24 protein-coding genes are annotated in these 24,608 nt (G+C 54.7%); 3 read left to right on the plus strand and 21 right to left on the minus strand.

The genetic code is table 11. From position 1 onward, the window contains the following. Positions 1-18: 18 nt before the first annotated feature. The 3 genes from ald to FCN15_RS01080 all read right to left on the minus strand — a co-directional run bounded on the left by ald (position 19) and on the right by FCN15_RS01080 (position 3,148). Positions 19-1,149, minus strand: coding sequence for an alanine dehydrogenase (ald, locus tag FCN15_RS01070; RefSeq protein ID WP_138493096.1), 1,131 nt, complete (start codon positions 1,147-1,149; stop codon positions 19-21). Between the two features lie 269 nt (positions 1,150-1,418). Next, entirely contained in the window at positions 1,419-1,892 is a 474-nt protein-coding gene (locus FCN15_RS01075; protein ID WP_138493097.1) for a YhjD family protein, read from the minus strand. Further along, on the minus strand, positions 1,889-3,148 hold the full coding sequence (locus FCN15_RS01080; protein ID WP_238996449.1) for a DNA polymerase IV: 1,260 nt from the start codon (positions 3,146-3,148) through the stop codon (positions 1,889-1,891). Before FCN15_RS01080 ends, FCN15_RS01075 begins: the two co-directional genes overlap by 4 nt. A gap of 219 nt (positions 3,149-3,367) precedes the next feature. Here FCN15_RS01080 and FCN15_RS19265 point away from each other — a divergent pair, with 219 nt between their 5' ends. Both FCN15_RS19265 and FCN15_RS19375 read left to right on the plus strand, forming a co-directional pair. Continuing rightward, the gene (locus tag FCN15_RS19265) at positions 3,368-3,484 is read left to right on the plus strand and encodes a sporulation protein YjcZ (protein WP_203232062.1); all 117 of its coding nucleotides are present in this window, start codon (positions 3,368-3,370) and stop codon (positions 3,482-3,484) included. An 87-nt stretch (positions 3,485-3,571) separates the two neighbouring features. Continuing rightward, positions 3,572-3,679, plus strand: coding sequence for a YjcZ family sporulation protein (locus FCN15_RS19375; protein ID WP_238996450.1), 108 nt, complete (start codon positions 3,572-3,574; stop codon positions 3,677-3,679). A gap of 128 nt (positions 3,680-3,807) precedes the next feature. Here FCN15_RS19375 and map read toward each other — a convergent pair whose 3' ends face one another. From map to FCN15_RS01105, 5 genes are all read right to left on the minus strand, one after another. Next, positions 3,808-4,554, minus strand: coding sequence for a type I methionyl aminopeptidase (map, locus tag FCN15_RS01085; protein WP_138493099.1), 747 nt, complete (start codon positions 4,552-4,554; stop codon positions 3,808-3,810). Between the two features lie 197 nt (positions 4,555-4,751). Further along, positions 4,752-5,039 carry a stage VI sporulation protein F gene (locus FCN15_RS01090; RefSeq protein WP_138493100.1) on the minus strand — a complete coding sequence of 96 codons (288 nt, stop codon included), beginning with the start codon at positions 5,037-5,039 and terminating at the stop codon, positions 4,752-4,754. Positions 5,040-5,160: 121 nt separating this feature from the next. Then, positions 5,161-7,206, minus strand: coding sequence for an ATP-dependent DNA helicase RecG (gene recG, locus FCN15_RS01095; protein ID WP_138493101.1), 2,046 nt, complete (start codon positions 7,204-7,206; stop codon positions 5,161-5,163). Between the two features lie 3 nt (positions 7,207-7,209). Further along, positions 7,210-8,085 carry a DegV family protein gene (locus FCN15_RS01100; RefSeq protein ID WP_138493102.1) on the minus strand — a complete coding sequence of 292 codons (876 nt, stop codon included), beginning with the start codon at positions 8,083-8,085 and terminating at the stop codon, positions 7,210-7,212. 31 nt (positions 8,086-8,116) lie between these two features. Beyond that, entirely contained in the window at positions 8,117-9,922 is a 1,806-nt protein-coding gene (locus tag FCN15_RS01105) for a DAK2 domain-containing protein (protein ID WP_138493103.1), read from the minus strand. Positions 9,923-10,364: 442 nt separating this feature from the next. Between FCN15_RS01105 and rpmB the strand changes: the two genes are divergently transcribed. Beyond that, complete coding sequence (gene rpmB, locus FCN15_RS01110; RefSeq protein WP_068696193.1) at positions 10,365-10,553, plus strand: 50S ribosomal protein L28; 189 nt, start codon at positions 10,365-10,367, stop codon at positions 10,551-10,553. A 113-nt stretch (positions 10,554-10,666) separates the two neighbouring features. Here rpmB and spoVM read toward each other — a convergent pair whose 3' ends face one another. From spoVM to gmk, 13 genes are all read right to left on the minus strand, one after another. Beyond that, positions 10,667-10,747 carry a stage V sporulation protein SpoVM gene (gene spoVM, locus FCN15_RS01115; RefSeq protein WP_055107596.1) on the minus strand — a complete coding sequence of 27 codons (81 nt, stop codon included), beginning with the start codon at positions 10,745-10,747 and terminating at the stop codon, positions 10,667-10,669. Between the two features lie 197 nt (positions 10,748-10,944). Next, positions 10,945-11,613: a ribulose-phosphate 3-epimerase gene (gene rpe / locus FCN15_RS01120; protein WP_138493104.1), complete on the minus strand. Its 669-nt coding sequence runs from the start codon at positions 11,611-11,613 to the stop codon at positions 10,945-10,947. A 3-nt stretch (positions 11,614-11,616) separates the two neighbouring features. Next, positions 11,617-12,513, minus strand: a complete 897-nt coding sequence (gene rsgA / locus FCN15_RS01125) for a ribosome small subunit-dependent GTPase A (protein ID WP_138493105.1) — start codon at positions 12,511-12,513, stop codon at positions 11,617-11,619. A gap of 45 nt (positions 12,514-12,558) precedes the next feature. After that, on the minus strand, positions 12,559-14,751 hold the full coding sequence (gene pknB / locus FCN15_RS01130) for a Stk1 family PASTA domain-containing Ser/Thr kinase (protein WP_138493106.1): 2,193 nt from the start codon (positions 14,749-14,751) through the stop codon (positions 12,559-12,561). Next, on the minus strand, positions 14,748-15,524 hold the full coding sequence (locus FCN15_RS01135) for a Stp1/IreP family PP2C-type Ser/Thr phosphatase (RefSeq protein ID WP_138493107.1): 777 nt from the start codon (positions 15,522-15,524) through the stop codon (positions 14,748-14,750). Before FCN15_RS01135 ends, pknB begins: the two co-directional genes overlap by 4 nt. Before the next feature lie 5 nt (positions 15,525-15,529). Continuing rightward, positions 15,530-16,576 (minus strand): dual-specificity RNA methyltransferase RlmN, encoded by a 1,047-nt coding sequence (gene rlmN / locus FCN15_RS01140; RefSeq protein WP_138493108.1) that lies wholly within the window; start codon positions 16,574-16,576, stop codon positions 15,530-15,532. 144 nt (positions 16,577-16,720) lie between these two features. After that, the gene (gene rsmB / locus FCN15_RS01145) at positions 16,721-18,196 is read right to left on the minus strand and encodes a 16S rRNA (cytosine(967)-C(5))-methyltransferase RsmB (RefSeq protein WP_138493109.1); all 1,476 of its coding nucleotides are present in this window, start codon (positions 18,194-18,196) and stop codon (positions 16,721-16,723) included. After that, on the minus strand, positions 18,193-19,125 hold the full coding sequence (gene fmt / locus FCN15_RS01150; RefSeq protein WP_138493110.1) for a methionyl-tRNA formyltransferase: 933 nt from the start codon (positions 19,123-19,125) through the stop codon (positions 18,193-18,195). Before fmt ends, rsmB begins: the two co-directional genes overlap by 4 nt. A gap of 16 nt (positions 19,126-19,141) precedes the next feature. Beyond that, entirely contained in the window at positions 19,142-19,618 is a 477-nt protein-coding gene (gene def / locus FCN15_RS01155; protein ID WP_138493111.1) for a peptide deformylase, read from the minus strand. Between the two features lie 98 nt (positions 19,619-19,716). Then, positions 19,717-22,296: a primosomal protein N' gene (gene priA / locus FCN15_RS01160; RefSeq protein ID WP_138493112.1), complete on the minus strand. Its 2,580-nt coding sequence runs from the start codon at positions 22,294-22,296 to the stop codon at positions 19,717-19,719. Next, positions 22,296-23,528 (minus strand): bifunctional phosphopantothenoylcysteine decarboxylase/phosphopantothenate--cysteine ligase CoaBC, encoded by a 1,233-nt coding sequence (gene coaBC, locus FCN15_RS01165; protein ID WP_138493113.1) that lies wholly within the window; start codon positions 23,526-23,528, stop codon positions 22,296-22,298. Before coaBC ends, priA begins: the two co-directional genes overlap by 1 nt. A gap of 236 nt (positions 23,529-23,764) precedes the next feature. Continuing rightward, a complete protein-coding gene (gene rpoZ / locus FCN15_RS01170; protein WP_138493114.1) occupies positions 23,765-23,992 on the minus strand; it encodes a DNA-directed RNA polymerase subunit omega in 228 nt (75 codons plus the stop codon). A gap of 38 nt (positions 23,993-24,030) precedes the next feature. Beyond that, positions 24,031-24,603 (minus strand): guanylate kinase, encoded by a 573-nt coding sequence (gene gmk, locus FCN15_RS01175; RefSeq protein WP_138493115.1) that lies wholly within the window; start codon positions 24,601-24,603, stop codon positions 24,031-24,033. Between the last annotated feature and the right edge of the window lie 5 nt (positions 24,604-24,608).

A 24,608-nucleotide genomic window follows, 5' to 3' on the forward strand; every position in this document is an offset into this window, starting at 1 on the left:
CGGGTCAGATGAAGGACGCTAGCATTTTATTGCGCTCAGCACCTCGTCTGCCGGCCTATATTCATAGCCAAGGCTGAGCGCGACGGCTTCGTTCGTGACTTTGCCGGCCGAGACGTTGACGCCTTTGGCCAAAGCCCGGTTTCTCCTTGTGCTCTCTGAAAGTCCCAGGTTGGCAATCTGCAGCGCATAAGGCATCGTCACATTGGTTAGAGCCAGTGTTGACGTGCGTGCCACCGCTCCCGGCATATTGGCTACGGCATAATGAATGACGCCATGCTTGGTATACGTCGGATCGGCATGAGTCGTCACGCGGTCGATCGTCTCCACCGAGCCGCCCTGGTCGATCGCCACGTCCACGATTACGGAGCCTTCCGTCATTTGCTGAACCATATATTCTTTAACCAGTTTTGGTGCGCGCGCTCCCGGAATTAACACAGCCCCGATAACCAGATCCGCTTTCGCTACCGCCTGTTCAATGTTATAGGGGCTGGACATGACTGTCGTCAGACGGCCGCCAAAAATCTCATCCAAATAGCGGAGCCTGCCCGCATTAAGATCAAGAAGTGTTACGCGCGCTCCCATGCCCAGCGCAATCTTGGCCGCATTAGTGCCTACAACCCCGCCGCCCACAATAACAACCTCAGCCGGGGCCACGCCGGGCACACCGCCGAGCAGGATGCCTTTGCCTCCGTAAGGCTTCTCCAGAAACTGTGCTCCAATCTGTACTGCCATCCGGCCGGCTACTTCGCTCATCGGCGTCAGCAGCGGAAGCGAGCCGTCCTCAAGCTGTACCGTTTCATAGGCGGCGGCATGAACTCCGCTGTCCACCAAGGCGCGCGTCAGCTCCGGCTCGGGAGCCAGATGAAGATACGTGAACAGAATCAACCCTTCCCGGAAATAAGCATACTCCTCAGGCAAAGGCTCTTTAACCTTCATAATCATGTCCACACGGGACCAGACCTCGGCTGCCGAATCCGCAACCCGGGCTCCCTTGCTGAGATACTCTTCGTCCGTAAAGCCGCTGCCTGCCCCCGCAGACCGTTCGATCCAGACTTCATGGCCGGCGCGGACGAGCGTATCCACACCTGCCGGAGTAATGGCTACACGATTTTCATTATTTTTGATTTCCTTTGGAATTCCCACACGCATACGCAAGACTTCCTTCCCTAATGGTATGTAAGCTGCGGCCTTGGCGACCTTTTTTCTTGGTTACACCTATATATTACATGAGAATACACTCACTTGGAAGATATTCGGACATGAAAACAGGCCCAAATCATCGAAATAGGCCTCAAAATTGTATTTTACCCAAAAATGATGTTAACTTTCCTGCCCTAAAGCGTTGCTCTATGTATTTAGCCGGGCAGATAAGAGCAGATATGGGCAGATAAGATTCGGGAGAGGATAATCCGCAAAGCCTATTCCCTTGAAGCCAAACGTTCAGCAATTTCCTTGATATATCTCGATAAACGCACGCTGATCTCCGACCTGATGACATCCCGCACGATGCCGAAGCGGTCCTCATAGCCTCTGCAAATAAACCGGTGGTAGACCACCATATCCTCCTGCACATCGCGGATGACCCGGATATTCCGCTTCGACAGCTCGCGCCGCAAACCATACAGATCCTCGCTGATTCGGCTTCTAACCACTTTACCCGCCGTTAAATAAAGCGGTTTGAGCAGATTGGAGCGGTACTCGATATCGTCGATACTCTTCTCCACCATACTCAGCATATAAGGAAGCAGGATCGAATCCCGGATCATAATCATCTCTTCTTCCGTCGGCCGGGCAGCAGGAATCCCCGCTCCATGCCGGTTGTCATACTGCTCCTGATGCTCGGTAAGCAGCATTTTGGATTTCCAGCGCTCGTTGCCGTCCAGTTTGCTCATTTGTAATGCCCTCCAATCTGCCCGGCTCTTTCCCTGGCGACCCCCGACTGCAGCAGAGAGGATGCTCTCACTATAGCATCGCTGCCGTATTTGTCTTTTATACGGTCTGCCGCCTTCTCCAGTTCAAACGCCCTGATCCGGTCATCAAAGAGCGTCAGCTGCATCAGGCTGTCATCCAGCAGCCCGGTAAGCGATACATGCAGATGCGTTACAGGCATTCCTTTCCAATACCGCCGAAAAATCCTCCGCGCCGCTTCCGCAACCTCATGCGAAAGGGCGGTCGGCTCCTGAAGAGTCACCTGCCGGCTGAACGAAGCCCCGCGTTTGCCGTCCGTTTCAGCGGCTCCAACGGTGACTACCTGCCCGATATACCCCCATTTCCTGCAGCGGCGGCACACCTCCACCACCAGCTCCAGCAGCACCACCTCAATATCCTCAAGTCTTCCGTACAGGCTGCTTCTCAGCGTCTTGCCGTGGCTGACCGATTTCAGCCTGCTGCGGATGCTGCTCACCACCGGGCTCGGATCAATGCCTCTGGCCGTCTGCCAGTAATATTCAGCCTGGATGTCGCTTTGTCTGCCCATCTCCTGCTGCATCCGCCGCTTGAAATCCGGCAGCTCCATACGGGCAATGTCGCCGATCGTGTGCAGGCCCATCCGTTTAAAATGACGGGTCATGCGCGAAGCGGTCATAAACAGCTGATGAACAGGCAGCGGCCACAGCTCTTGTTCGATATTAGCGGCGTCCAGTCTAAAGATACCCTCAGGCTGCTTCTTCGCAAAATTATCCGTTGCCATCTTCGCCAGAATTTTGCTCGTTCCGATTCCGCAGCGGGTCCACACACCGGTGGACAACAGCACGCGCGTCTGAATCTGGCGGGCAATCTCTTCCGCAGAGCCAAAATAAGAAACAGAACCGGTCACATCCAGAAACTGCTCATCTATAGAATAAGGCTCCACCTGGTCCGTAAACGATTCAAAAATTTCCGTAATCAGCAGAGAGACCGCAATATACGTCTGCATCCGGGGGCGTATCACCACCAGCTCGGGGCATTTGGCCATCGCCTCCCCTACCCGTTCCGCAGTAGTGACACCGCTTGATTTGGCGATCGGACAAGCCGCTAAAATAATGCCGGACCGCCGCGAAGGATCACCTACCGCTACCGGCTTATCTTTCAAATCCGGCCGTGCCGCCTTCTCGACCGAAGCGTAAAAGGACTGTCCATCTGCCAGCATAATGACACGTTCCTTCTTCACTCTCTCACTCTCCATAAACCCGAATATATGTTCGTATATTATTATATACCGAATGCACGTTCGTTATGCAATGGTTATTTCATCCATTTTGCTTGACGGCCTTTTTTTAGGGCTGTAGGCATTTTGGGCGGTTCATTTGGGTATCTGTCCATAACGAATAAACGTCCAGTTCATACAATGATTTCGAAAGTAACCCATTCCTTAAAGGAGGAAACAACAATGGCATATGCAGCAAGTTGCGGCGGAGCAGGCGGGCCTTGGACTTCCACAGGAGCAATTTTGGTTCTGTTCATTCTCCTTGTCATTATTACTCGCAGCTTCGGGTACGTTTATTAAGCTAAGCTGCAAGCAGGCTGTCCGGCCGGATCTCCCGGCATTCAAACCAACAAACAAATTCAATCAATAAATGAGGAGGCATTTACAATGGGTGGAGTAGCAGGAGCAGGTTATGGTGGAATCGGGACTTCGACAGGCGTGATCTTGGTATTGTTCATTCTTCTCGTTATCATTTCCCGTACATTCTTCCTTTAATATTCCGGTGAATGCAGCATGCAGCAGGATAACGCAAGATAATTTAGGATAAGAGTTAAAAAGAAGAGAGCTCCGGACATCATGCCCGGGGCTCTCTTGGTTAAAGTCATGTTCTAGCGTAAGCATAGTTACTGGGCGGTCAGAATAAGCGGGCCGTCCGCTGTAATGGCCACGGTATGTTCATATTGGGCCGACAGCAGGCCGTCCGCCGTCCGGGCCGTCCATTCATCCTCATCAATCGTAATGTGGAACGTGCCTTCGTTAATCATCGGCTCAATCGTCAGCACCATCCCTTCCTTCAGCCGCAGGCCTTTGCCTGGCTGGCCGACATGCTCGAAGTTCGGATCCTCATGCAGCGATCTTCCGATGCCATGGGCCAGCAGATCCCGTACTACGGAGAAGCCGCTGCTTTCTGCATGGGCTTGAACGGCATGGCATATATCGCCTAGACGATTACCGGGAACCGCCTGCTCAATCCCCAGATACAGGCATTCCTTCGTGACCTCCATCAGCTTCCGGGCATTGTCACTTATATGTCCAACGGCGTAGCACCAGGCCGAATCCCCAAACCATCCATCGTATTCCGCCACGATGTCCATTTTGACAATATCGCCCTCTTTAAGCGGAGTCCGGTTCGGGAATCCATGGGCTACAACATCATTTACAGAAGCGCAGGTTTCAGCAGGAAAGCCGTTATATCCCTTCGTAAACTGCTTTCCCCCGAGCTTGGTAATATGGCGCGCCACAAAATCATTGATTTCCAGCGTCGTAACGCCCGGAGCAATCAGCTTGGCAATCTCCCGGTGGCAGTCTGCTACGATATGGCTCGCCATTCTCATTTGTTCAATTTCGTCCTTTGATTTTAATCGAATCATGCTGCTAATCTCCTTTCTCTCTTCACTCAAACTACACCTATATGTCAGGAAAAGCAAATCCAGCGGCAGGTCCAGCGAACCCGCTAAGTCCGTCAGATCCGGCGAACCCGGCAGGTCAGGCCTGTCCCTCTCTTCCAGATGTCCAAAAAGCAAAAAAAACACCGGAGCCTAAGCCCCGGCGGCAGCACGCTGCAAATTTAGCGGAACATGCCCCACAAACGGATTAAATGGAACGTGTTCTTGGGATCAATCCGCTGCGCAAGCACAAACTGTGTCATCTGCTCTTCCTGCACACTTGTCAACCGTTCATTAAGTATAGCTGAAGCACTCTTTACAAGCCGCCGGACCTTTCCTGGGTCCTGCAAATCGGCTTTTGTTAATGGTTCAACGAGCTTCTTGACCCGGTCTTTCATCATCGGATTTTTCATTTTCAGCTTCACTCTCTGTACAAGCTCCTGGCTGATTCCATACTGCTGATAACCCAAACGCCATGGCACCTCCCGTCAAAACTGTCGTCTTTCCCAGTATATGACGGCAAGCGTGTCCCCATTGCCAACAATTCAGCGATGGACAAAAATCCACAGGCCGATGAGCGGGTTACACGCCTCAGTCAATCAATTCGCCCTGTAAAATCTGTTCCCGCTGCAGGTATGCGCGCAGCGGCTGATACGCCGGCGACGTCCAGAACGCCGGCTCCCGCACCAGCGCGGCGGCGTCGTCCCTCGCCGCCTCCAGCACCGCAAAATCGCTGACCATGTCCGCGATTCGGAACTCCGGCACGCCGCTCTGCTTCGTGCCGAAGAAATCGCCGGGACCGCGCAGCTCCAGGTCCCGCCGGGCCACCTCGAAGCCGTCGTCCGTCTCGGTCATGACGCGCATGCGCTCCTGACCTACCTCCGACTTCGGATCAGCGATGAGCACGCAGTAAGACGCGTGCTCACCGCGGCCGACCCGGCCGCGCAGCTGGTGCAGCTGCGACAGCCCGAACCGGTCGGCATCCATGACGACCATCAGCGTCGCGTTCGGCACGTCGACCCCGACCTCGACAACGGTCGTCGAGACCAGCAGCTGCGTTTCGTTCGCATAGAACAAACGCATCGCCTCCTCCTTCTCCGCGGGTGTCATCCGCCCGTGAAGCAGGCCGACCTTAAATTCCGGAAAAGCCTGCTGCATCGACACAAACAGGTCGATCGCATTCTGTACATCCAGCTTGTCCGATTCCTCGATCAGCGGACAAATCAGATAAGCCTGGCGCCCTTGACTGATCTCCCGGCTGATAAAGCCCAGCACCCGGTCCATCATGCTGTGCTTGACCCAATAGGTCGAGATCGGCTTTCTGCCCTTCGGCCGTTCAGACAGCGTTGATACATCCATATCGCCGAATGCCGTAATGGCGAGCGTACGCGGAATAGGCGTCGCCGTCATCGTCAGCACGTCCGGATTATATCCTTTGCGCCGCAGAATACTGCGCTGGTTGACTCCAAACCGGTGCTGCTCATCCGTCACGACAAGTCCCAGCGACCGGAAGAACACATCCTCCTGGATCAGCGCGTGCGTGCCGACCACAATGTCCGTCAGCCCCATCTGCAGCGAGGCCAGCAGATCCTTGCGCTTGCGACCGGTAATGCTGCCGGTAAGCAGGCCAACCGTAATACCAAACGGCTCAAACAGCTTGGACAAAGAACGCGTATGCTGCTCCGCCAAAATTTCCGTCGGTACCATCAGCGCGCCCTGATACCCCGACTTCACAGTCGCATACAGGCCTAGAGCCGCCACAACCGTTTTCCCGGAGCCTACGTCGCCCTGCAGCAGCCGGTTCATACAGTAAGGCGAGCGCATGTCCTGAAGAATCTCGAGCTCCACCTTCTTCTGGGCATCCGTCAGCTCAAACGGCAGGCTCCGCACGAACTCGCGCATGGCGGCATTATCCACCGTGTGCTGAACCCCATCCTGGCGCTTCTGGTTCATGGCGCGGTATACCTGCAGCTTCAGCTGAAAGAGAAACAGTTCCTCGTATACCATCCGCCGGCGGGCCTGCTGCCCTTCCTCGTTATCCTGCGGCTGATGAATGCGCTGAATCGCCCGGTTGCGCGCCATCAGGCCGTATTTGCCCACCAGCTCCGGCGGCAAAATCTCCGGAATCATCTCGCCGTACTGGCTCAGCGCCTGGCTGATCGTCTTGCGCATCCAGACCTGCGTAATGTTCCCGCCGACCGAATATACCGGCTGCAGAGAACCGCTGCGCACAACTCCGCGATCCGGGAACTCCGAATCCGACACCGTCAGCTGCATCCGCTTCATGTCCCATTTGCCGGTAAGCGTAATTTCACGACCGGCGGTCAGCTGCTCCTTCAGAAAGTGGCGGTTAAACCACGTCGCCGTGAACATCCAGTCGCCGGCCATCATTTTGCAGGTGAGCCGGGACTTTTTGCCATAGCGCTGCAGCACCGGCACTCCGAATACCTTCGCCTCGACGGTAGCCTTCTCCCCGTCCTGAACCTCGCTGAGCGGCCGGAGCCGGTAATCCTCATAACGGAACGGATAATACTCCAGCAGATCATTCACCGTATAGATATTAAAGGCGTGAAGCTCTCCTTCTTTGAGAGCACTCACGCCGCTGACTTGTTTAACCTGAATTTCACTAAGTAACATGACCTAATCCCCCGCAGGCCAGCAAAATACAGCAACCGTCCCGCGCCCCACATGGGCGCCGACAACGGCGCCGATTTCCGTGCGAACCACTTCATGCAGCGTAAAATGATTCCGCAGCTCGGCAAGAATCTCTTCGGCTCCTTCCGGGTTCACCGAATCCGCCAGACCCACATGGATATCCCTGATATCGCCGAAATCATTCCGGAAGAGCTCCATCATGCGGGCGATGGCTTTCTTCCGTCCTCTTGCTTTATCCACAGAATAAATAACGCCGTCTTCACCGACCGAAAGAATCGGCTTAATGTTAAGCAAATTGCCCAGCAGTGCGGTCGCACGGCCAATCCGGCCGCCTTTCTGCAAATATTCAAGCGTATCGACCATAAAATACAAATGCCGAACCTCGCGCAAACGTTCCATTTCATGCAAAATAGCTGCTGCATCCGCTCCCTGGCTGGCAAGGCGCGCAGCAGCCGTAACCTGCAGGCCGAAGCCGTAGCTTGCACATCTGGAATCGACGATATGAACATCGACCGGATGCCCAAGCTCCTCTTCCAGCATTTCTTTCCCCAGAAGCGCAGATTGGTAAGTACCGCTCATGCCGGAGGAGATGTGTATAGAAATGATGGAGCCCCCGGGATTATCCTCCAGCAGTCCGCGAAACACCTCAGCATACTGCGAAGGAGAGGTCTGGGAAGTTGTCGGCAGCTCCTTTGCATTCTCCAGCCTTTCATAGAACTCCGATGCAGTCAGATCCAGGCCCTCGCGGTAAGAGGTTTCACCAAACCGGACAACCATCGGTATGACGTAGATCCCGTAAGCCTCTATGATGGATTTCGGCACATCGGCCGTACTGTCAGTTACGATAACGGGTTTCGTCATCTTTATCCCCCTATCTGCGGTCCCGGCCTGATTACCCTTCCACCGAGAACAAATAATAGTAGATCGGCTGGCCGCCGGCGTGAGCCTCCACTTCGGCATCCGGATAACGCTCCCTGATCCATTCTTTCAGCACCAGCGTATCTTCTTCCTTCGCTTCCTCGCCGGTCAGAATGGTCACGACCTCATCACCGTTCACGATCATTTTGGATAACAGCTCCTGGCAGGCGCCAATCAAATCTTCTTTGGTTGCTACGATTTTGGAATCTGCAATGCCGATGAAATGTCCGGCGCGGATTTCGAGCCCGTCAAACACCGTATCGCGGACCGCGTAGGTCACCTGGCCTGTTTTCACTTCGCTTACCGCTGCATTCATACGCCTTTCGTTCACCTGCACCTCGTCATCCTCCTGGAAAGCGAAGGCCGCTGCCATCCCCTGCGGGATACTCTTGCTCGGGATAACCGTAATGCTGCGTTCCCCTTCAAGCAGCTCGCGCGCCTGCTGCGCCGCCAGCACAATGTTCGAGTTGTTAGGCAGGATAAATACATGCTGTGCCGAAATGGACTGTACGGCATTCACGAAATCCTCGGTGCTCGGGTTCATTGTCTGTCCCCCGGACAACACAATATCCACGCCAAGGCTCCGGAAAATTTCTGCGATCCCGTCTCCCGACGCGACGGCGATGAATCCGTAAGGAGCAACTTCGTCAGCCGGCAAAATAGCCGGGTCCTCCTGCCTTACCGGCTCAGCCGGAATATCCGCAAACAGCTCCGGAGCCGGCGCAATGTCCATACCCGCCGTCAGCAGTTCCCGGTGCTGTTCCCTCATATTCAAAATATGAATCTGCGTAATCTCCCCGTATTGGAGCGCCAGATTCAGCACCTCGCCAGGCGCTTTGGAGTGAACATGCACCTTGATGACCTCATCATCCGCGATGACGATAATGGAATCCCCGTTAACAGCAAGCGCGCTGCGGAACGCATCTTCCGAGAAGCTTGCACGGGAACCCCCGCCCAGCTTGCGGTTGATGAAAAATTCCATGTCATACAAGAATTCAATGTCTTCTGTCTCCAGCTTGGCCTGGGCGGACACCGGAACCTCTGCGGCATTTCTTGGCGCAGAGCTTCTTGGTGAAGGAACGCCCGCTTGTTCAGCCTTAATAACAGCAGACGGCTCTGCAGCCTGTCCTTCAGACCGGCGCTCTCCGGAGGAGTGGCCCGTCAATTCGTTCAAATAATCGGCAAATCCCTGATAAATATAAACAAGACCCTGTCCGCCCGAATCCACTACCCCTACCTGTTTCAGCACAGGCAGCTGTTCCGGCGTCTGGGCCAGCGCTTCCTTCGCTTTAGCCAGAACCGCATTCATCAGTTCCGCTATATCTGTTGTGCGGCGGGAATAATAAACCGCTTGCTTCGCCGCCTCTCTCGCTACCGTTAAGATCGTCCCCTCAACCGGTTTAACAACGGCTTTATAGGCAGTATCCACCCCGCTCTGCAGCGCTGAAGCAAACTGGACTGCATTTAATTCTTCGGATGACGCTGCATAACGACTGAATCCGCGGAACAATTGGGACAAAATAACTCCTGAATTCCCGCGGGCACCCATCAGCAGTCCCTTGGAAAGAATCGCAGCTCTGGTTCCGACACCTCCGGTGTCCTGTTTACGCAGCTCCGTTACCCCGTTTGTCATTGTCAAATTCATATTGGTTCCTGTATCTCCGTCAGGTACCGGAAATACGTTTAGTGAATTGACATGCTCGGCATGTCTGTGCAGCTGCTCCGCGCCGGACAGAACCATCGCGCTGAAATCTGTTCCATTTAGAGAACGCTTACTCAATGAGAATTCCCCTTCCTAGCTTAATACGCCTTATCAGAGTGATACTTAAAGCGGCATGCTTCCTGCAGCCGATCACTCCCGACTCCTAATTATTTTCTATAAAAACCGGCCCTGCCGGAAATTCCTGACGCCAGATCTTTCTTATCGTTTCAATCAAAAAAATCAAATGGTTTGTCAGGTCAAGCGGTCCCCCGGCCAGCAATAACCGGCCGGCCTGACCCAGGCCGCATCCAGAACAAAAATTCCCTGAGCGGCAAGCCGCCTTAGGGATGCCCGGCTTTAAACAACATTGTACTATAAGAACAAAGATAAATAAATAAAAGATGACATCGGACCGTAAATTATGTTTACCGGGCGGTTGACGTAGCTTTTTTTGCTGTGATATTATATTAAAAGTGTTGTGTTTTCAAGATGATTGTCTTGGAATAAGGAGGTGTAATGAATGTCCCGCAAATGTTATGTAACTGGCAAGAAACCAAGCACCGGTAACCACGTTTCCCACGCAAACAACCGTAACCGCCGTTCTTGGGGCGTAAACGTGCAGAAGGTACGGATCCTGGTAGACGGTAAACCAAAGCGTGTTTACGTCAGCACCCGTGCACTTAAATCCGGTAAAGTAACCCGCGTTTAATCACATGCGCATATAAGCAAAAAGCACCTTGTTCAAAGAGGTGCTTTTTTTCATGCCTTTGTGCGGGACGGCGCAGGGAGATCCCTACGCTCGGCTCCGGCAGCTTGGTTTCTTCAATTCTTCTGGAATGTATTCAAAACAGCCTTCACAAAACCTCCCAAAAACTTCGGCAGCTTAAACGTGTAAAATTTCATAATTCACCCTCCCCATCGTTCTCACCATTACCATATGCGGATCAGAGTCCCCGAGTCCCGGTTAGCAAACAAAAAATGGTTACATGAGAAACGCCTGCTCATGTAACCATTTCTATGCGAAACGGACACCGCCTATGCCAAACGCTTCCCGGCAGTGCTCGTCCTTTTCCGATTAATAAAGAATGATTTCGTAAGGATCAGCTCCCAATCACAGCCACGCTTTCACGAATCTCACGGATGGCTTCAGCGCGGTCGCTGCGTCCAAACACAGCGCTGCCCGCCACCAATACATCGGCACCCGCTTCAACGACAATCGGCGCTGTCTCCGCTGTAATGCCTCCGTCTACTTCGATATGAAGGCTGGCTATTCCGCGCTCCTGCTGGAGCTTGCGGATGGCGGCGATTTTGCGAACTGTTGCCGGGATAAAGGCCTGTCCGCCAAAACCCGGGTTCACAGTCATGACCAGCACCATGTCCACATCTTCAAGCACCTGCTCAATCGCCGAAACCGGTGTGCCCGGATTAAGCGCTACACCTGCTTTGACGCCGTGTTCCTTGATTAGATGCAGAACACGGTGAAGATGCACGCAGGCCTCGGCATGCACCGTAATCATGTAGGCTCCGGCTTTGGCAAAGGCCGGAATATAATTTTCCGGATTCTCGATCATCAAATGCACATCCAGCGGTTTCTTCGCAATGGGAGCAATCGCATCCATGACGATTGGACCAAAGGTCAGGTTCGGAACAAAATGGCCGTCCATGACGTCCACATGAATCCAGTCTGCTCCTGCTGCTTCCACTTCCACAATCTCGGCGCCCAGCTTGTCAAAACGGGCGGATAAAATAGATGGTGCAATATAAACCATAAGTCAGTACCTCCGCTTCTTGTCTTTCATTTCCTGGTAGAATTCCACATAGTGCTCATAACGGCTTGCCGCTATGGCGCCTGATTCAACTGCTTCCCGCACTCGGCAGGCCGGCTCGTGCAGATGGCTGCAGCCCCGGAATTTGCACTGCTCCGCATAAGGGGCAAATTCGATAAAGCACGGCGAAAGCTCGTCCACGCCAAGCTCCAGAAAGTCGAGCTGGCTGAAGCCGGGCGTATCCGCGACATAAGCGCCATTTCCGAGCTCGATCAGTTCAACATGCCGGGTGGTATGCCGCCCCCGTCCAAGCCGCATGCTGATTTCGCTCGTTTCAAGCGTAAGGCCAGGAAGCATGGCATTCAGCAGGGAGGACTTGCCGACTCCGGATTGTCCGGCGAAGACGCTGATATGACCGGCCAGCTTCTCCTTAACCAGCTCCATTCCCCTGCCTTCCAGCGAACTGGTGACAAAGACCTCATAGCCGGCACGCTCATAAAGCTGCACGGTACCGGCAATCAGTTCGTCTTCATATCCGTCCATCAAATCGCCTTTAGTAAGGCAGATGAGCGCACGAAGCCCCGCGTGCTCAATATGTACAAGAAATTTATCGAGCAGCTGCAAATTCAGATCAGGCTCCCTTACGGAAAAGAGCAGCACAGCCAGACTGGCATTTGCCACAGGAGGACGGATCAGCTCCGTCTCCCGCGGCAAAAGTTCATCCACTGTGCCTTCCCCGTTTTCAGTAGGCGTAAAGATTACGCGGTCCCCCACAAGCGGGGTCAGGCCTTTTTTCTTAAATATCCCGCGCCCGCGGCACTGTACCGTATCCTCGGATGCTGCCGAATCGGGTTTTACATAATAATAACCGCTCAATGCTTTAACGATTAAACCTTCAGGCATGAGGTTCCTCGCTTTCATGGGACTGCTGTCTGGGCATCATTAATTTCACTTGGTTTTTCCCTTGTGATTTCCGTTGTTGCCGTTATTGCCATTGCCATTGCCATTAGACTTCACGGAGACAAGGCTGTTCCCGCTGCTGCTGGTACTGCTGGAATCATTGCCAGCCATTCCCGTAACATCATTCCCCGTTTCATCCCCGTTTGATTCAGATGGCTGGGGATCTACCGATTCCTGAGGCTCAGCAGCAGCCGGCAGTTCAGGGGTTGGAACCGTACCTTGCTTGGCGTCAATATACGAAACCGCATAAGTATTAAAGAGCTGGCCGTCGCGGTATACGCTGACCGTCGCATCCTTGTTCGGAGCCAAGACCAGGTCCACAGACAAAGTCTGCTCGGTGTTAATCGTCTTCGTGCCCCATTCCTGGTTATCTCCGCGCGCATCACTGAATACGATGCGGATTTTGCTGTTCTTGTCGGACTCAGCCGGTGCTACAGGAACGCCGTAAGAGTAATTAACCGCATCCTCCGGATATCCTGTACTGAAGGTTAAAGTAACCTCCGCGCCAGGCTCAACCGATTCACCAGATTCATACGGCCATTGTTCAATCACTTTGCCCTTCTCCACCGTGAAGCTCGACTCTTCCTTGGTTACCATGGTTAATCCCAGATCGTCCAGCTTGCTCTTGGCCGACTGTTCGTCCAGTCCGGTTAAATCCGGCATCTTCACCAGCTCCTGGCCTTTGCTGACCGTCAGATGAACTGAAGCCGAATCCGGATCAAAATCGCTGCCTGACGCAGGCTCCTGGCTGATAATCTTGCCTTCCTCAACACTGTCGCTGTACTCTTCCGTGCTGGAGATAGCAGTGTCCTTCACTCCAAGCTGAACCAGCTGCTGCTTCGCCTCATCCAGCGTGAGCCCGCTCAAATCAATCATCTTCTCCAGCGGCTTCTCAATGCTGACCGTAAGGTCGATTAAAGCCCCTTCTTTAACCTCGGTGCCTTCCGGCTTGCTCTGCTCATACACAACATCCGGATCGTAATCCTTGTTGTAGGCCTGCTTGACATTGCCGACGGCAAGGCCCAGCTCGGTCAGCTTCACTTTCGCTTCATCCTGGGTCAGGCCGATCAAATTCGGCACCTTCACATCAGGCACTTCCAGCTGGCTTTTGAAATACCAGGCCATGCCTCCAAGTATAAGTATAATAGCCAACACGATAGCAGCCCATATGAACGGCTTCCTGGACGGCTTCTTGGCAACCGGCTCCTTGTCTTTGGACGGTTCCGCCGATGCCGGCGCACTCTCATAGTCACGGCTTCTTCTGCCGGGCACCGCAGCCATCTGCTGAGGCTTAATAGCAGGGATAATGCGCGTGCTCTCTTCATCTTCTAAGCCAAACTCCAGCTTCGGCTCTGTTCTGCGTTCCGGCAGGAGGCATGTCTCCAAATCCAGCAGCATTTCTTTCGCTGAAGAATAGCGTTCGCCCGGATTTTTCCGCATGGATTTGAAAATAATATTCTCGACGCTCTGCGGAATCATCGGATTAACCCGGCGCGGCTCCTCAAAGTCCTCCTGCAGATGCTTCAAGGCCACGCTAATCGGGCTTTCACCCAGAAAGGGAAGCTTGCCAGTCAGCATTTGATAGAGCACAATTCCGAGTGAATACAAGTCCGATTTCTCCCCAGCGGTCACACCCTTGGCGTGTTCCGGCGAGAAATAATGCACAGAACCCACAACCGAGCCGGTCTGGGTAATGGTGGCTGAAGTTACCGCCCGTGCAATCCCGAAGTCGGTTACTTTCACCCGTCCGTTGCGGCCAATCAAGATATTATGAGGTTTAATATCACGGTGAATGATCTGATTGTGATGGGCGTGGTCGAGCGCATCGCAGATTTGCGCGGCAATGCGTACCGCTTCATCCACCTGCAGCGGGGCACGCTCCTTGATAATCTCATTCAGGTTCTGGCCTTCGACATATTCCATGACGATGTAATGAACATCGCCTTCTTCACCTACATCATAAATACTGACAACGTTTGGATGGGACAAGGACGCAGCCGACTGCGCTTCACGCCGAAACCGGCGGATAAACTCCTCATCATTGACAAACTGCTGTCTCAGCACCTTAACCGCAACATGCCGGTTCAGCAGCAAATCCTGGGCTTTATAGACGAGAGCCATGCCGCCTCCGCCGATACGCTCAAGAATCTGGTAGCGGCCCCCGATTTCGTGCCCGATCATAAACTCAACTCCTTTGTGCCGGATCCAGGTGTATCGGGCTGCAATTCCAGCAGGACAACCGTAATATTGTCTTCCCCGCCGGCGTCAAGGGCAAGCGAAACCAGCCGTTCTGCCCGCTCTCTCAAGGAACAGCCCTGCAGGCCGAGCGTCCGGTTAATATCCTGGGCGGGCACATAGCTGCTAAGGCCATCGCTGCAGACCATGAGGATTTCTTCTTCCTCCAGAGTAACCGGATATAAATCCACTTCAACACTGGCGTCCGTTCCGAGCGCCCGCATGATAATATTTCTGCGCGGATGTACGCTTGCTTCTTCCGCACTGATCTGCTTGCTCTTGACCAGTTCATTGACCAGGGTATGATCTTCGGTCAGCTGAACACTTGTCCCATGTTTGAATTTATAAGCCCGGCTGTCGCCGATATGGCCGATTACGCCGCCGGAGGGCCCGAGCAGAACGGCCACAACCGTAGTGCCCATGCTGCGGAGCTCTTCGTGTGCGGAGGCCGTTTCGTAAATGACTTTATTGGCATGCAGAATGGCTTCCTTTAATGCGATCCCGCAGGCATCCGGATTCAGATGCGGAGAAATTTCGAACAAATCCGCCGTAATCGTCTCTACAGCAAGACGGCTGGCTGTATCGCCAGCCTGGTGGCCGCCCATGCCGTCTGCAACAATCCCAAGCGTGTACCCCTGCTCCAGACTGACGACGGAGAAAGAATCTTCGTTAACGGACCGGATATGACCGATATTGGTTACACTCACACTATTGATCAAGGATCTCACCTCGCCTTAGACTCCATATGCTTAGCCCGCAGCTGGCCGCAGGCGGCGGCAATATCATGCCCCTGTTCCCGGCGGATCGTTACATTGATGCCATTGTCCGCCAGGACACGCTGGAATTTGAAGATATCATTGCGGGATGTCCGGACATATTTGCGTTCCGGAACGTGGTTAACCGGAATCAGATTGACATGGCACAGCATGTCTTTAAGCACGGACGCGAGCTCCTCTGCATGCTCCGGCTGGTCGTTGACGCCGCCGATCAAGGCATACTCGAAGGAAATCCGCCGTCCCGTCTTAGCCTGGTAATAACGCAGCGACTCCATCACGTCGTCAAACGGATAGCGGCGGTTAACCGGCATCAGTTTGGAGCGCAGAGCGTCATTTGGCGCGTGGATGGAAATGGCCAGATTAATCTGGGTTCCTTCATCTGCGAACTTGTAAATGCTCGGCACGATGCCGCTGGTCGATACGGTGATGTGCCGTTGGCCGATGTTCAGCCCTTTCTCATGAATCATCAGGCGGAGAAACTTCATCGTATTGTCATAGTTCTCAAACGGTTCTCCGGTGCCCATAATAACAATGCTGCTGACCCGCTCTCCGCGTTCGTCCAGAATTTGCTGGGCCTTGACCACCTGGGCCACGATCTCGCCTGCAGTCAGGTCGCGCTTTAACCCGCCAAGCGTCGAGGCGCAGAAGGTGCAGCCGATCCGGCAGCCGACCTGAGTCGTTACGCAGATGCTGTTGCCGTAGTTGTGCTTCATGATTACCGTTTCGATCGCATGATCGTCATGCAGCCCGAACAGGAACTTCACCGTTCCGTCCTTGGACTCGAATTTGGTGATTTCGTTCAGCGTAACGAACTGAAACTGGTCGTTCAGCTTCTGGCGCAGCGTCTTGGACAAATTGGTCATTTCATCAAAAGAATTAACACGTTTCACATAAATCCATTCAAAAATCTGGCCGCCGCGAAAAGCCGGTTCGCCCTGCTCAACCGCCCACGCCTGCAGCTCCTCTAGGGTAAAATCATATATAAAAGGTTTCATTATTCACTCACCTGTTCTAATTAATGTATGCTGCCGTCTAGGGTGACATGATCAATCATTCTTCCCATTTTAGCATAAATCGGACACACACTAAAGAGGAAATAACCCGCCAGATGGACTGGCGGGTTGTAATAAAAGATCAGCTTAAGCCTGCTTAACCAGTCTGGCGATATAAAAGCCGTCCGATCCCGCATCCTGCGGAAGGATCTGCAGCCCGGCCGATTCTCTGGCTGAAGCTGCGGCCAGCCTCTGGAACAGCTCCGGCGTTTCGTCCGGAGCAAATTCAGGATGCCGGGCCAGAAAAGCTTCAACGGCGCCGGCATTCTCCGTGCGTTCGATGGTGCATGTGCTGTAGACCAGAACACCGCCCGGCTTCAGGAGAACGCACACCGCATCAAGCAGCCGCTGCTGCAGCTGCGCGATTTCGACCAAATCCACCGGGGATTTGGTCCATTTCAAATCCGGCTTGCGCCGGATGACGCCGAGCCCCGAGCAGGGGGCATCGAGCAGAATCCGGTCAAACGAAGCCGGAGGGAATTGACCGGCAAGCTCCAGCGCGTCGCCGGTCCGGGTCTTGACATTGGCCAGGCCGAGCCTGTCCGCCTGCTCCTCGATCAGCTTGGCTTTATGCGCATGCACATCATTGGCAATGACGGTTCCGCGGCCTTCCATGCGCTCGGCAATATGGCAGGACTTGCCGCCCGGAGCGGCGCAGCAGTCCAGCACCGTCATGCCGGGCCGGGCGTCCAGCGCCTCGGCGACGAGCATGGAACTTTCGTCCTGGACGGAAAGCCGGCCTTCCCTGTACCAGCCGGATAGCGCCATGTTCCCGCCGCCGCGAACAATGATGCCGTCCTCCGACAGGGACGACGGCACCGCTTCAAGCCCTTGTCCCGCCATGTCCTTCAGCAGGTCATCCCGGCCGGCTTTCGTCCGGTTGACCCGGACGCTGACAGGCGGCGGCTCATTATCGGCGCGGCAGATCGCCTCCGCCGTCGCGGCGCCGTACTGGCGGATCCAGCCGGCGACCATCCACTCCGGGTGCGATTCTGCAAGAGCGATCCGCTGCACCTCGGGCATATCCTCAGGCAGCTTCAGCGTCTCCTTCTGCCGCAGCACATTGCGCAGCACGCCGTTCACCATGCCGGAGATGCCCTGATGGCCGCGCTTCTTGGCAATATTAACGGCCTCGTTAACCGCCGCATGCGGCGGAATGCGGTCCAGATAATATATCTGGTAGAAGCTTAACCGCAGCAGATTGCGGACCCAGGGCTGCAGCTTGCCCAGCCCCTTGGAGACAAATTTTTCAAGAAAATAATCAATCGTGGACAGCCGGGAAATCGTTCCGTACACAAGCTCGGTCGCAAGCCCCACATCCGGGCCGGATAAGCCGGCCCGCTGGATCGCCCCGTTCAGCAGCAAATTGCTGTAAGCTCCTTCGGTCTCGACTTCCGTCAGCACATACAGAGCCGTTTCCCGCGCTGTCGCTCTGCCGCGGGAGCCTCCTCCGGCGCCCCGGCCTCCCTGAGCTTTAGCGCTGGCTAAGGTTTTGGTCTTGGCTTCGGTTTTGGCCCCGGCTCTGGCGGCAGGCTTACCGCCTCCGTTTCTATCCGCGCTCATGACAATACCTCGCCCTGCTTCATCTGGCCGCCCCGCACAAATTCGGCAGCCGCCATCGCTTTCTTGCCGGCAGGCTGAACCCGGGTCAGCAGAACCGTTCCGCTGCCGGCCTGCACTTCAATGCCTTTGTCCGACAAGCTCAGCACCGTACCCGGAGCTTGTCCCGAGCCGCTTTCCTTAACGGCCGCAAGCTCCCAGATCTTGAAGACATCGCCGTTCCACAGCGTAAATCCGCCGGAGAAAGGCAGCAGCCCGCGCACCCGGTTGCGGATGCTCTCCGCATCAGACGTCCAGTCAATTCTCTCGTCGTCACGCGTAAGGTTCGGCGCATAGGTAGACTCTTCGTCATTCTGCGGAATACGGTCAGCCTTCCCGTCAAGGATCAGCGGAAGCTGCTCCTTCAGCAGCCCCGCACCGGCTGTGCTCAGCTTCTCAAACACCGTACCCGATGTGTCCTCATATTCAATCGGGACCACCACTTTGGCGATCATGTCGCCGGTGTCCAGGCCTTCCGCCATATACATCAGCGTGACGCCGGTTTCCTTCTCGCCATTAATAATGGAGCGCTGGATCGGCGCGCCTCCGCGGTATTTCGGCAGCAGGGAGCCGTGCACGTTCAGGCAGCCGAATTTCGGCAGATCCAGCACGGATTTCGGCAAAATCTGGCCGTAAGCGGCCGTCACGATCAAATCCGGCTCCAAAGCGGCAACTTCGGCTACGGCTTCAGGAGCGCGCAGGCGGACCGGCTGAAGCACGGGGAGGCCGTGGTTTAAAGCGGCTTCTTTTACAGGAGTCGGGGTAAGGATCTTTTTGCGGCCCTGCGGACGGTCCGGCTGAGTAATCACTCCCACCACGCTGTAACCTTCAGCAAGCAGCATCTCAAGAGACGGAACCGCAAACTGCGGCGTCCCCATAAATACAACATTCATCCCATCAGCCTCACTCTCATTCCTCGTCTTCGCGGGGATTTTCATAGACGCGCTCCGCAATGTCCGTATACAGAACACCGTCCAGATGGTCTATTTCATGCTGCAAAGCCCGCGCCAGCAGATCGGAGCCCGTATAGGTCACTTCGTTACCGTTGCGGTCAAGGCCTTTTACGGTTACCGTTTGCGCACGTCTGACATCACCGCGGTAACCCGGGATGCTGAGGCATCCCTCCGGCCCAAACTGTTCGCCCTCTCTGGTTACGATCTCAGGGTTGATCAGCTCGATCAAACCGTTCTCATCGCCGACATCCACCACGATGATCCGCTTCAAAATGCCGACCTGCGGAGCTGCAAGCCCAACGCCTTCTGCATGGTACATCGTATCCGCCATGTCGGTCAGCAGCTTCTGCACGTTAGGCGTGATTTTGGTTACTTCCTTCGCTCTCTTGTGGAGCACTTCATCCGGTTCAAGCACAATAATTCTTAATGCCATATAAATTCCCTTCCTTCACTTCACGGAGTCTTGTGTGTCTAGTATATGATAAGGCCAAAACGGGATGCTCCATACCTTGCATAAGCCCCATGACAGCCTTACATCAGCATCTGCGGGTCCACATCAATGCTTATTTGAAACAGTGAATCCTTGTTGCCGTCCAGCATTCTGGCGGCCGTCTGCCGCACGAGATTCACCGCGTCGATGTCCCCACGATATTTTACCATACATTGAAAACGGTAGCGCTTCTTTAACCTCGGCATAGGAGAAGCGATCGGCCCCAGAATGTCCAGCGCTTCCGCAGACAGGCGGTCCAGGCTGCCGAAGACACCCTTCGCAACCGCATTGCCCCGCAGCTCCGCCGCAAAATTCTCTGCCAGACGGACCAGCACCGGCATGTGCTCATGGGATAACGTAATCAGGATCAGCCGGCAATAGGGCGGGTACCCCAGTCCTCTGCGGTGCTGCAGCTCTTCCCGGACAAAGGACAAATAATCATGCCTGCTCGCATGGACAATCGAATAATGCTCGGGCATATAAGACTGAATGAACACCTCGCCCGGCAGCTGATGCCTGCCCGCCCGCCCGGCAACCTGGGTCAGCAGCTGGAACGTTTTCTCGGCGGCGCGGAAATCAGGCAGATTCAGCGCCGAATCGGCAGCGATAGCCCCTACCAGGGTCACATTTGGAAAATCCAGACCTTTGGCGACCATCTGCGTGCCCAGCAGGACATCGCCTTTTTGCTCGCGGAACGCCTGCAGAAGACGTTCGTGGGAGCCTTTTTCCGTAGTGGTATCCACATCCATGCGAATGACTCTAATCCCTGGAAAAAGCTTCGCAAGCTCCCCCTCCACCCGCTGCGTGCCGGTTCCAAAATAGCGGATATGCTCGCTTCCGCATTCGGGGCAAAGCTTCGGCGCAGGCTCGGCATAACCGCAGTAGTGGCAGCGCAGATTATCGGATTTCTCATGATAGGTAAGCGAAATATCACAATCCGGGCAATTCGCCACATAGCCGCAGCTGCGGCACATCACGAAGGTTGAGAAGCCGCGCCGGTTCAGAAACAGGACGGACTGCTCCTTCCGCTCAAGGCGGTCGGCAATGGCCTGGTGCAGCGGGCGGCTGAACATGGAGCGGTTGCCTTCCTTCAGCTCCTCCCGCATGTCTACAATATGAACCTTGGGAAGACTGCTGCCGAGCGGCCGGTTCTTCATTTCCAGCAGCAGGGGCGCAAATTCCTCATTGGACTGGGATCTCGCCGCATGATAGCTTTCCAGGGAAGGCGTTGCCGAACCGAGAATGACCACGGCCTGGTGCTGCTTCGCTCTTTGAACCGCCACATCCCGTGCATGATATTTGGGCGTCTCCTCCTGCTTATAGGAGGTCTCATGCTCTTCATCCATCACAATGAGGCCCAGCTGTTTAAAAGGGGCAAACACCGCTGAACGCGCACCGATTGCGACCTGGGCTTTGCCCTCGCGGATTTTGCGCCATTCATCATAACGTTCGCCGCCGGACAGCCGGCTGTGCAGAACCGCGACCTTGTTCCCGAAACGCCCTTTAAAGCGTTCCACCATCTGCGGGGTGAGCGAGATTTCCGGAACCAGCACAATCGCCTGCCGGTCCTGGGCAATACACTGCTCGATAGACTGTAAATAAACTTCGGTTTTACCGCTCCCTGTTACCCCATGCAGCAAAAACGTATCATGAACACGGGCCTGCAGCGCCCCGCTTATTTTGCCGAATGCAGCCTGCTGCTCCTCCGTCAGCTCGAGCGGAGAGGTCTTCTTAAATCTCCGGTCCGCATAAGGATCGCGGTAGACCTCAACATCTTCAATGACCGCGTAGCCCTTGTCCGCCAGCTTCTTTACCGTTCCTGCCGTGACCCCGAGGGTTGACAGCAGCTCCTGCTGGGAGATTGGAATGCCGACCTCGAGCAGGAAGGCCAAAACCTCCTTCTGACGGCGCGCCTGGGCGGTAAAAGAAGCCAGAGCGGCTTCGGCCGCCTCGCCGGATACGGCTGCGGCGACGGTCTTGACCGTCTTCCTGCCCATCTGGTCCTTGATCTTCTGGGATTCGGTCAGCAGGCCTTGAGACAGCAGGGACTTTACAATCTCCCCCTGCTCAGGGTACCGGTTACCCAGCTGGGATAACGGAACCGGCCCCTCCTTCTTGACATAATTCCAGATGGCCAAGGCTTCTGCAGGCAGAGCCGCCGTCAGAGCAAACAAAGAAGCCTGCTGCCCCTCCGGATTACGCTGCTCCTGTTCCCCGTCAAAACCAGGCGCCGATCCTTCCGCCCGCTCCTGAACGTCCTCGGGAACACTGACATAACGTTCTGCCTTGCCTTTGAGCGCTGAGGGAATCATCACCTGCAGAGCGGAAATGGCCGTGCAGGCGTATTTGCGGCTCATCCACCCTGCCAGCTCCACCAAATCCGGTGAAAGGGGCGGGAGATGATCGAGCAGCTCCTGAAACGGCTTCAGCCGTGCGGGATCCATATCCGACTGCTCTTCCAAACCTACAACAAAACCTTGCAGGGTTCTGCGGCCAAACGGCACAGCAACCCTGCTCCCGATATCAATCCAACCGGCCATGGCAGGCGGGATGCGGTAATCAAAAGGCCGGTCGGTGTCACGGCTGGGCACGTCCACTATGACCCTGGCAATGGTGTACATCAGCGCTCCACTCCCGGTCCCTCAAGGCGTCCTGCTGCCACTTCCAGAATCCGGCGTGCGGTCTCCAGCTTGGACAGCTGAGGCAGGCGCTCAACCAGGCCTTCATGATCATAAATCTGAACAATATTGGTGTCGGTACCAAAACCGGCGCCTTCGGAGGTTACGTCATTGGCAACGATCAGATCACAGTTCTTCCGGCGGAGCTTGTCCATCGCATAATGCTCCACGTCATTCGTTTCAGCGGCAAAACCGATCAGAAACTGCCCCGTCTTCTTCTGCCCCAGCTGCTCCAAAATATCAATGTTCTTGACCAGTTCAAGGGTCATCGTGTCTCCGCTCTTCTTCATTTTGCGATCTGCCTGAACAGCCGGCCGGTAATCCGCTACGGCTGCTGCTTTAATGACGATATCACTGCTGTCAAAATGGCGCATGACGGCATCGTACATATTCTGCGCGGACTGGACGCGCTCCAGCTCAATACCTTTGCCTGCCGGCGGCTGGCCTGTGGTGCTGCCGGCGATGAGCACGACTTCTGCGCCCAGCTCGCGGGCGGCTTCCGCCAGGGCGAAGCCCATTTTTCCCGAGGAGTCATTGGTGATGTAGCGGACCGGATCGATCCGCTCCACAGTCCCGCCTGCGGTGACAACGACCTTTTTCCCGGCTAAAGCCCCTTTGGATCTGCCGTCCTGCTGCTCGAAAAAGCGCTCCACCACCGCCACAATCTGCTCCGGCTCTTCCAGCCGGCCTTTCCCGACGTATCCGCAGGCGAGCAGTCCGCTGCCCGGCTCTACAAACATAACGCCCCGCTGGGCCAGCTCGTTCATGTTCCGGACAACCGCCGGATGCTGGTACATATGCACGTTCATCGCAGGCGCAGCCATGATTGGCGCTTCAGTCGCCAGAAGGGTTGTGGAGAGCATGTCGTCCGCCAGCCCTGCTGCCATCTTCGCGATTATATTCGCCGTCGCCGGAGCAACCAGAACGAGGTCCGCCCAGTCAGCCAGATTAATATGCGCAATGACGGCCGGATCTTTCTCATCAAAGGTATCAGTAAATACAGGGGCTTTGGACAAGGTCTGCATCGTCAGCTCCGTAATGAATTTGACAGCGGACTCCGTCATAATGACTCTAACCTCCGCTCCCTGCTTCACAAGCTTGCTGCACAAGGACGCGGCTTTAAACGCGGCAATGCCGCCGGTTACGCCGAGTACGATTTTTTTGCCGGTCAACATCTCAATTCCCCCGCTTTCTAGCTAAAATTCCTTCTTCATCATTTCTGATTCTAATTTCTTATTTCATATTTCTCATTTATGGGGATGCAAAGATTCCGCCAATAGCAGGAAAAACGCCGTACCCGTCCTAACCGGAAGCACCGCGTTCCTGATTGATCCTATTGGATAACGACTAAATAGAGTGGCGTCTAAAAAAATAACAACCTTACGGTTGTCATTATCAGCAAAGCTGCAAGTTATTCCTCTTCATTCGCGTGCTCGGCATCATCGCCGCCACGTCTGATTTTGACAAAATCGCCGTAGATTTCTTCAAGGGCAACGCCAACCTGCTTATGGGATTTAGCTCCTTTAAGCTCTGACTTCTCCCCTTCTCTAAGCTGTCTTGCTCTGCGGGAAGCCGCAACAACCAGCGAATATTTACTGTCAACTTTCTCAAGCATTTTATCAATAGATGGATACAGCACTCTCTACACCTCTTCTTCGGGCGGCGCCTTCCGCCCTTTTATTTACGAACTTTACAATGTTCGGCGACAATGATGCTTTCTATCCGCTTGCAGGCCAGATCAATTTGATCGTTAACCACAGCATAATCATAATACTCAAGCAGACCGATTTCATCAACCGCCACCGACATCCGGTGATCAATTGTCGCCTGATTCTCGGTTCCGCGGCCGACAATCCGGTCTTTAAGCTCATCCATGGAAGGAGGAAGCAGGAATACGAATACGCCTTCCGGAAACTTCTCCTTCACCTTCAGCGCACCCTGGACCTCGATCTCAAGGATGATGTCTTTGCCGCTGTTGATCGTCTGCTCCACAAAATCGCGGGGAGTTCCATAATAGTTACTGACATATTGGGCATGCTCCAGAAGCTGATCGTTGGCAATCATCTCCTGAAACTGCTCATGTGTCTTGAAAAAGTAGTTCACACCGTGCTCTTCGCCCGCTCTAGGCTGACGCGTGGTGGCTGAAACCGAATATACAAGCCCCGGCATGCGGCGTCTCAGCTCACTGCATACCGTACCTTTGCCAACTCCGGAAGGACCGGACAAAACAATTAATAAACCTTTAGACATATTAC

The sequence above is a fragment of the Paenibacillus pinistramenti genome (assembly GCF_005869875.1).
Lineage (GTDB): Bacteria > Bacillota > Bacilli > Paenibacillales > Paenibacillaceae > Fontibacillus > Fontibacillus pinistramenti.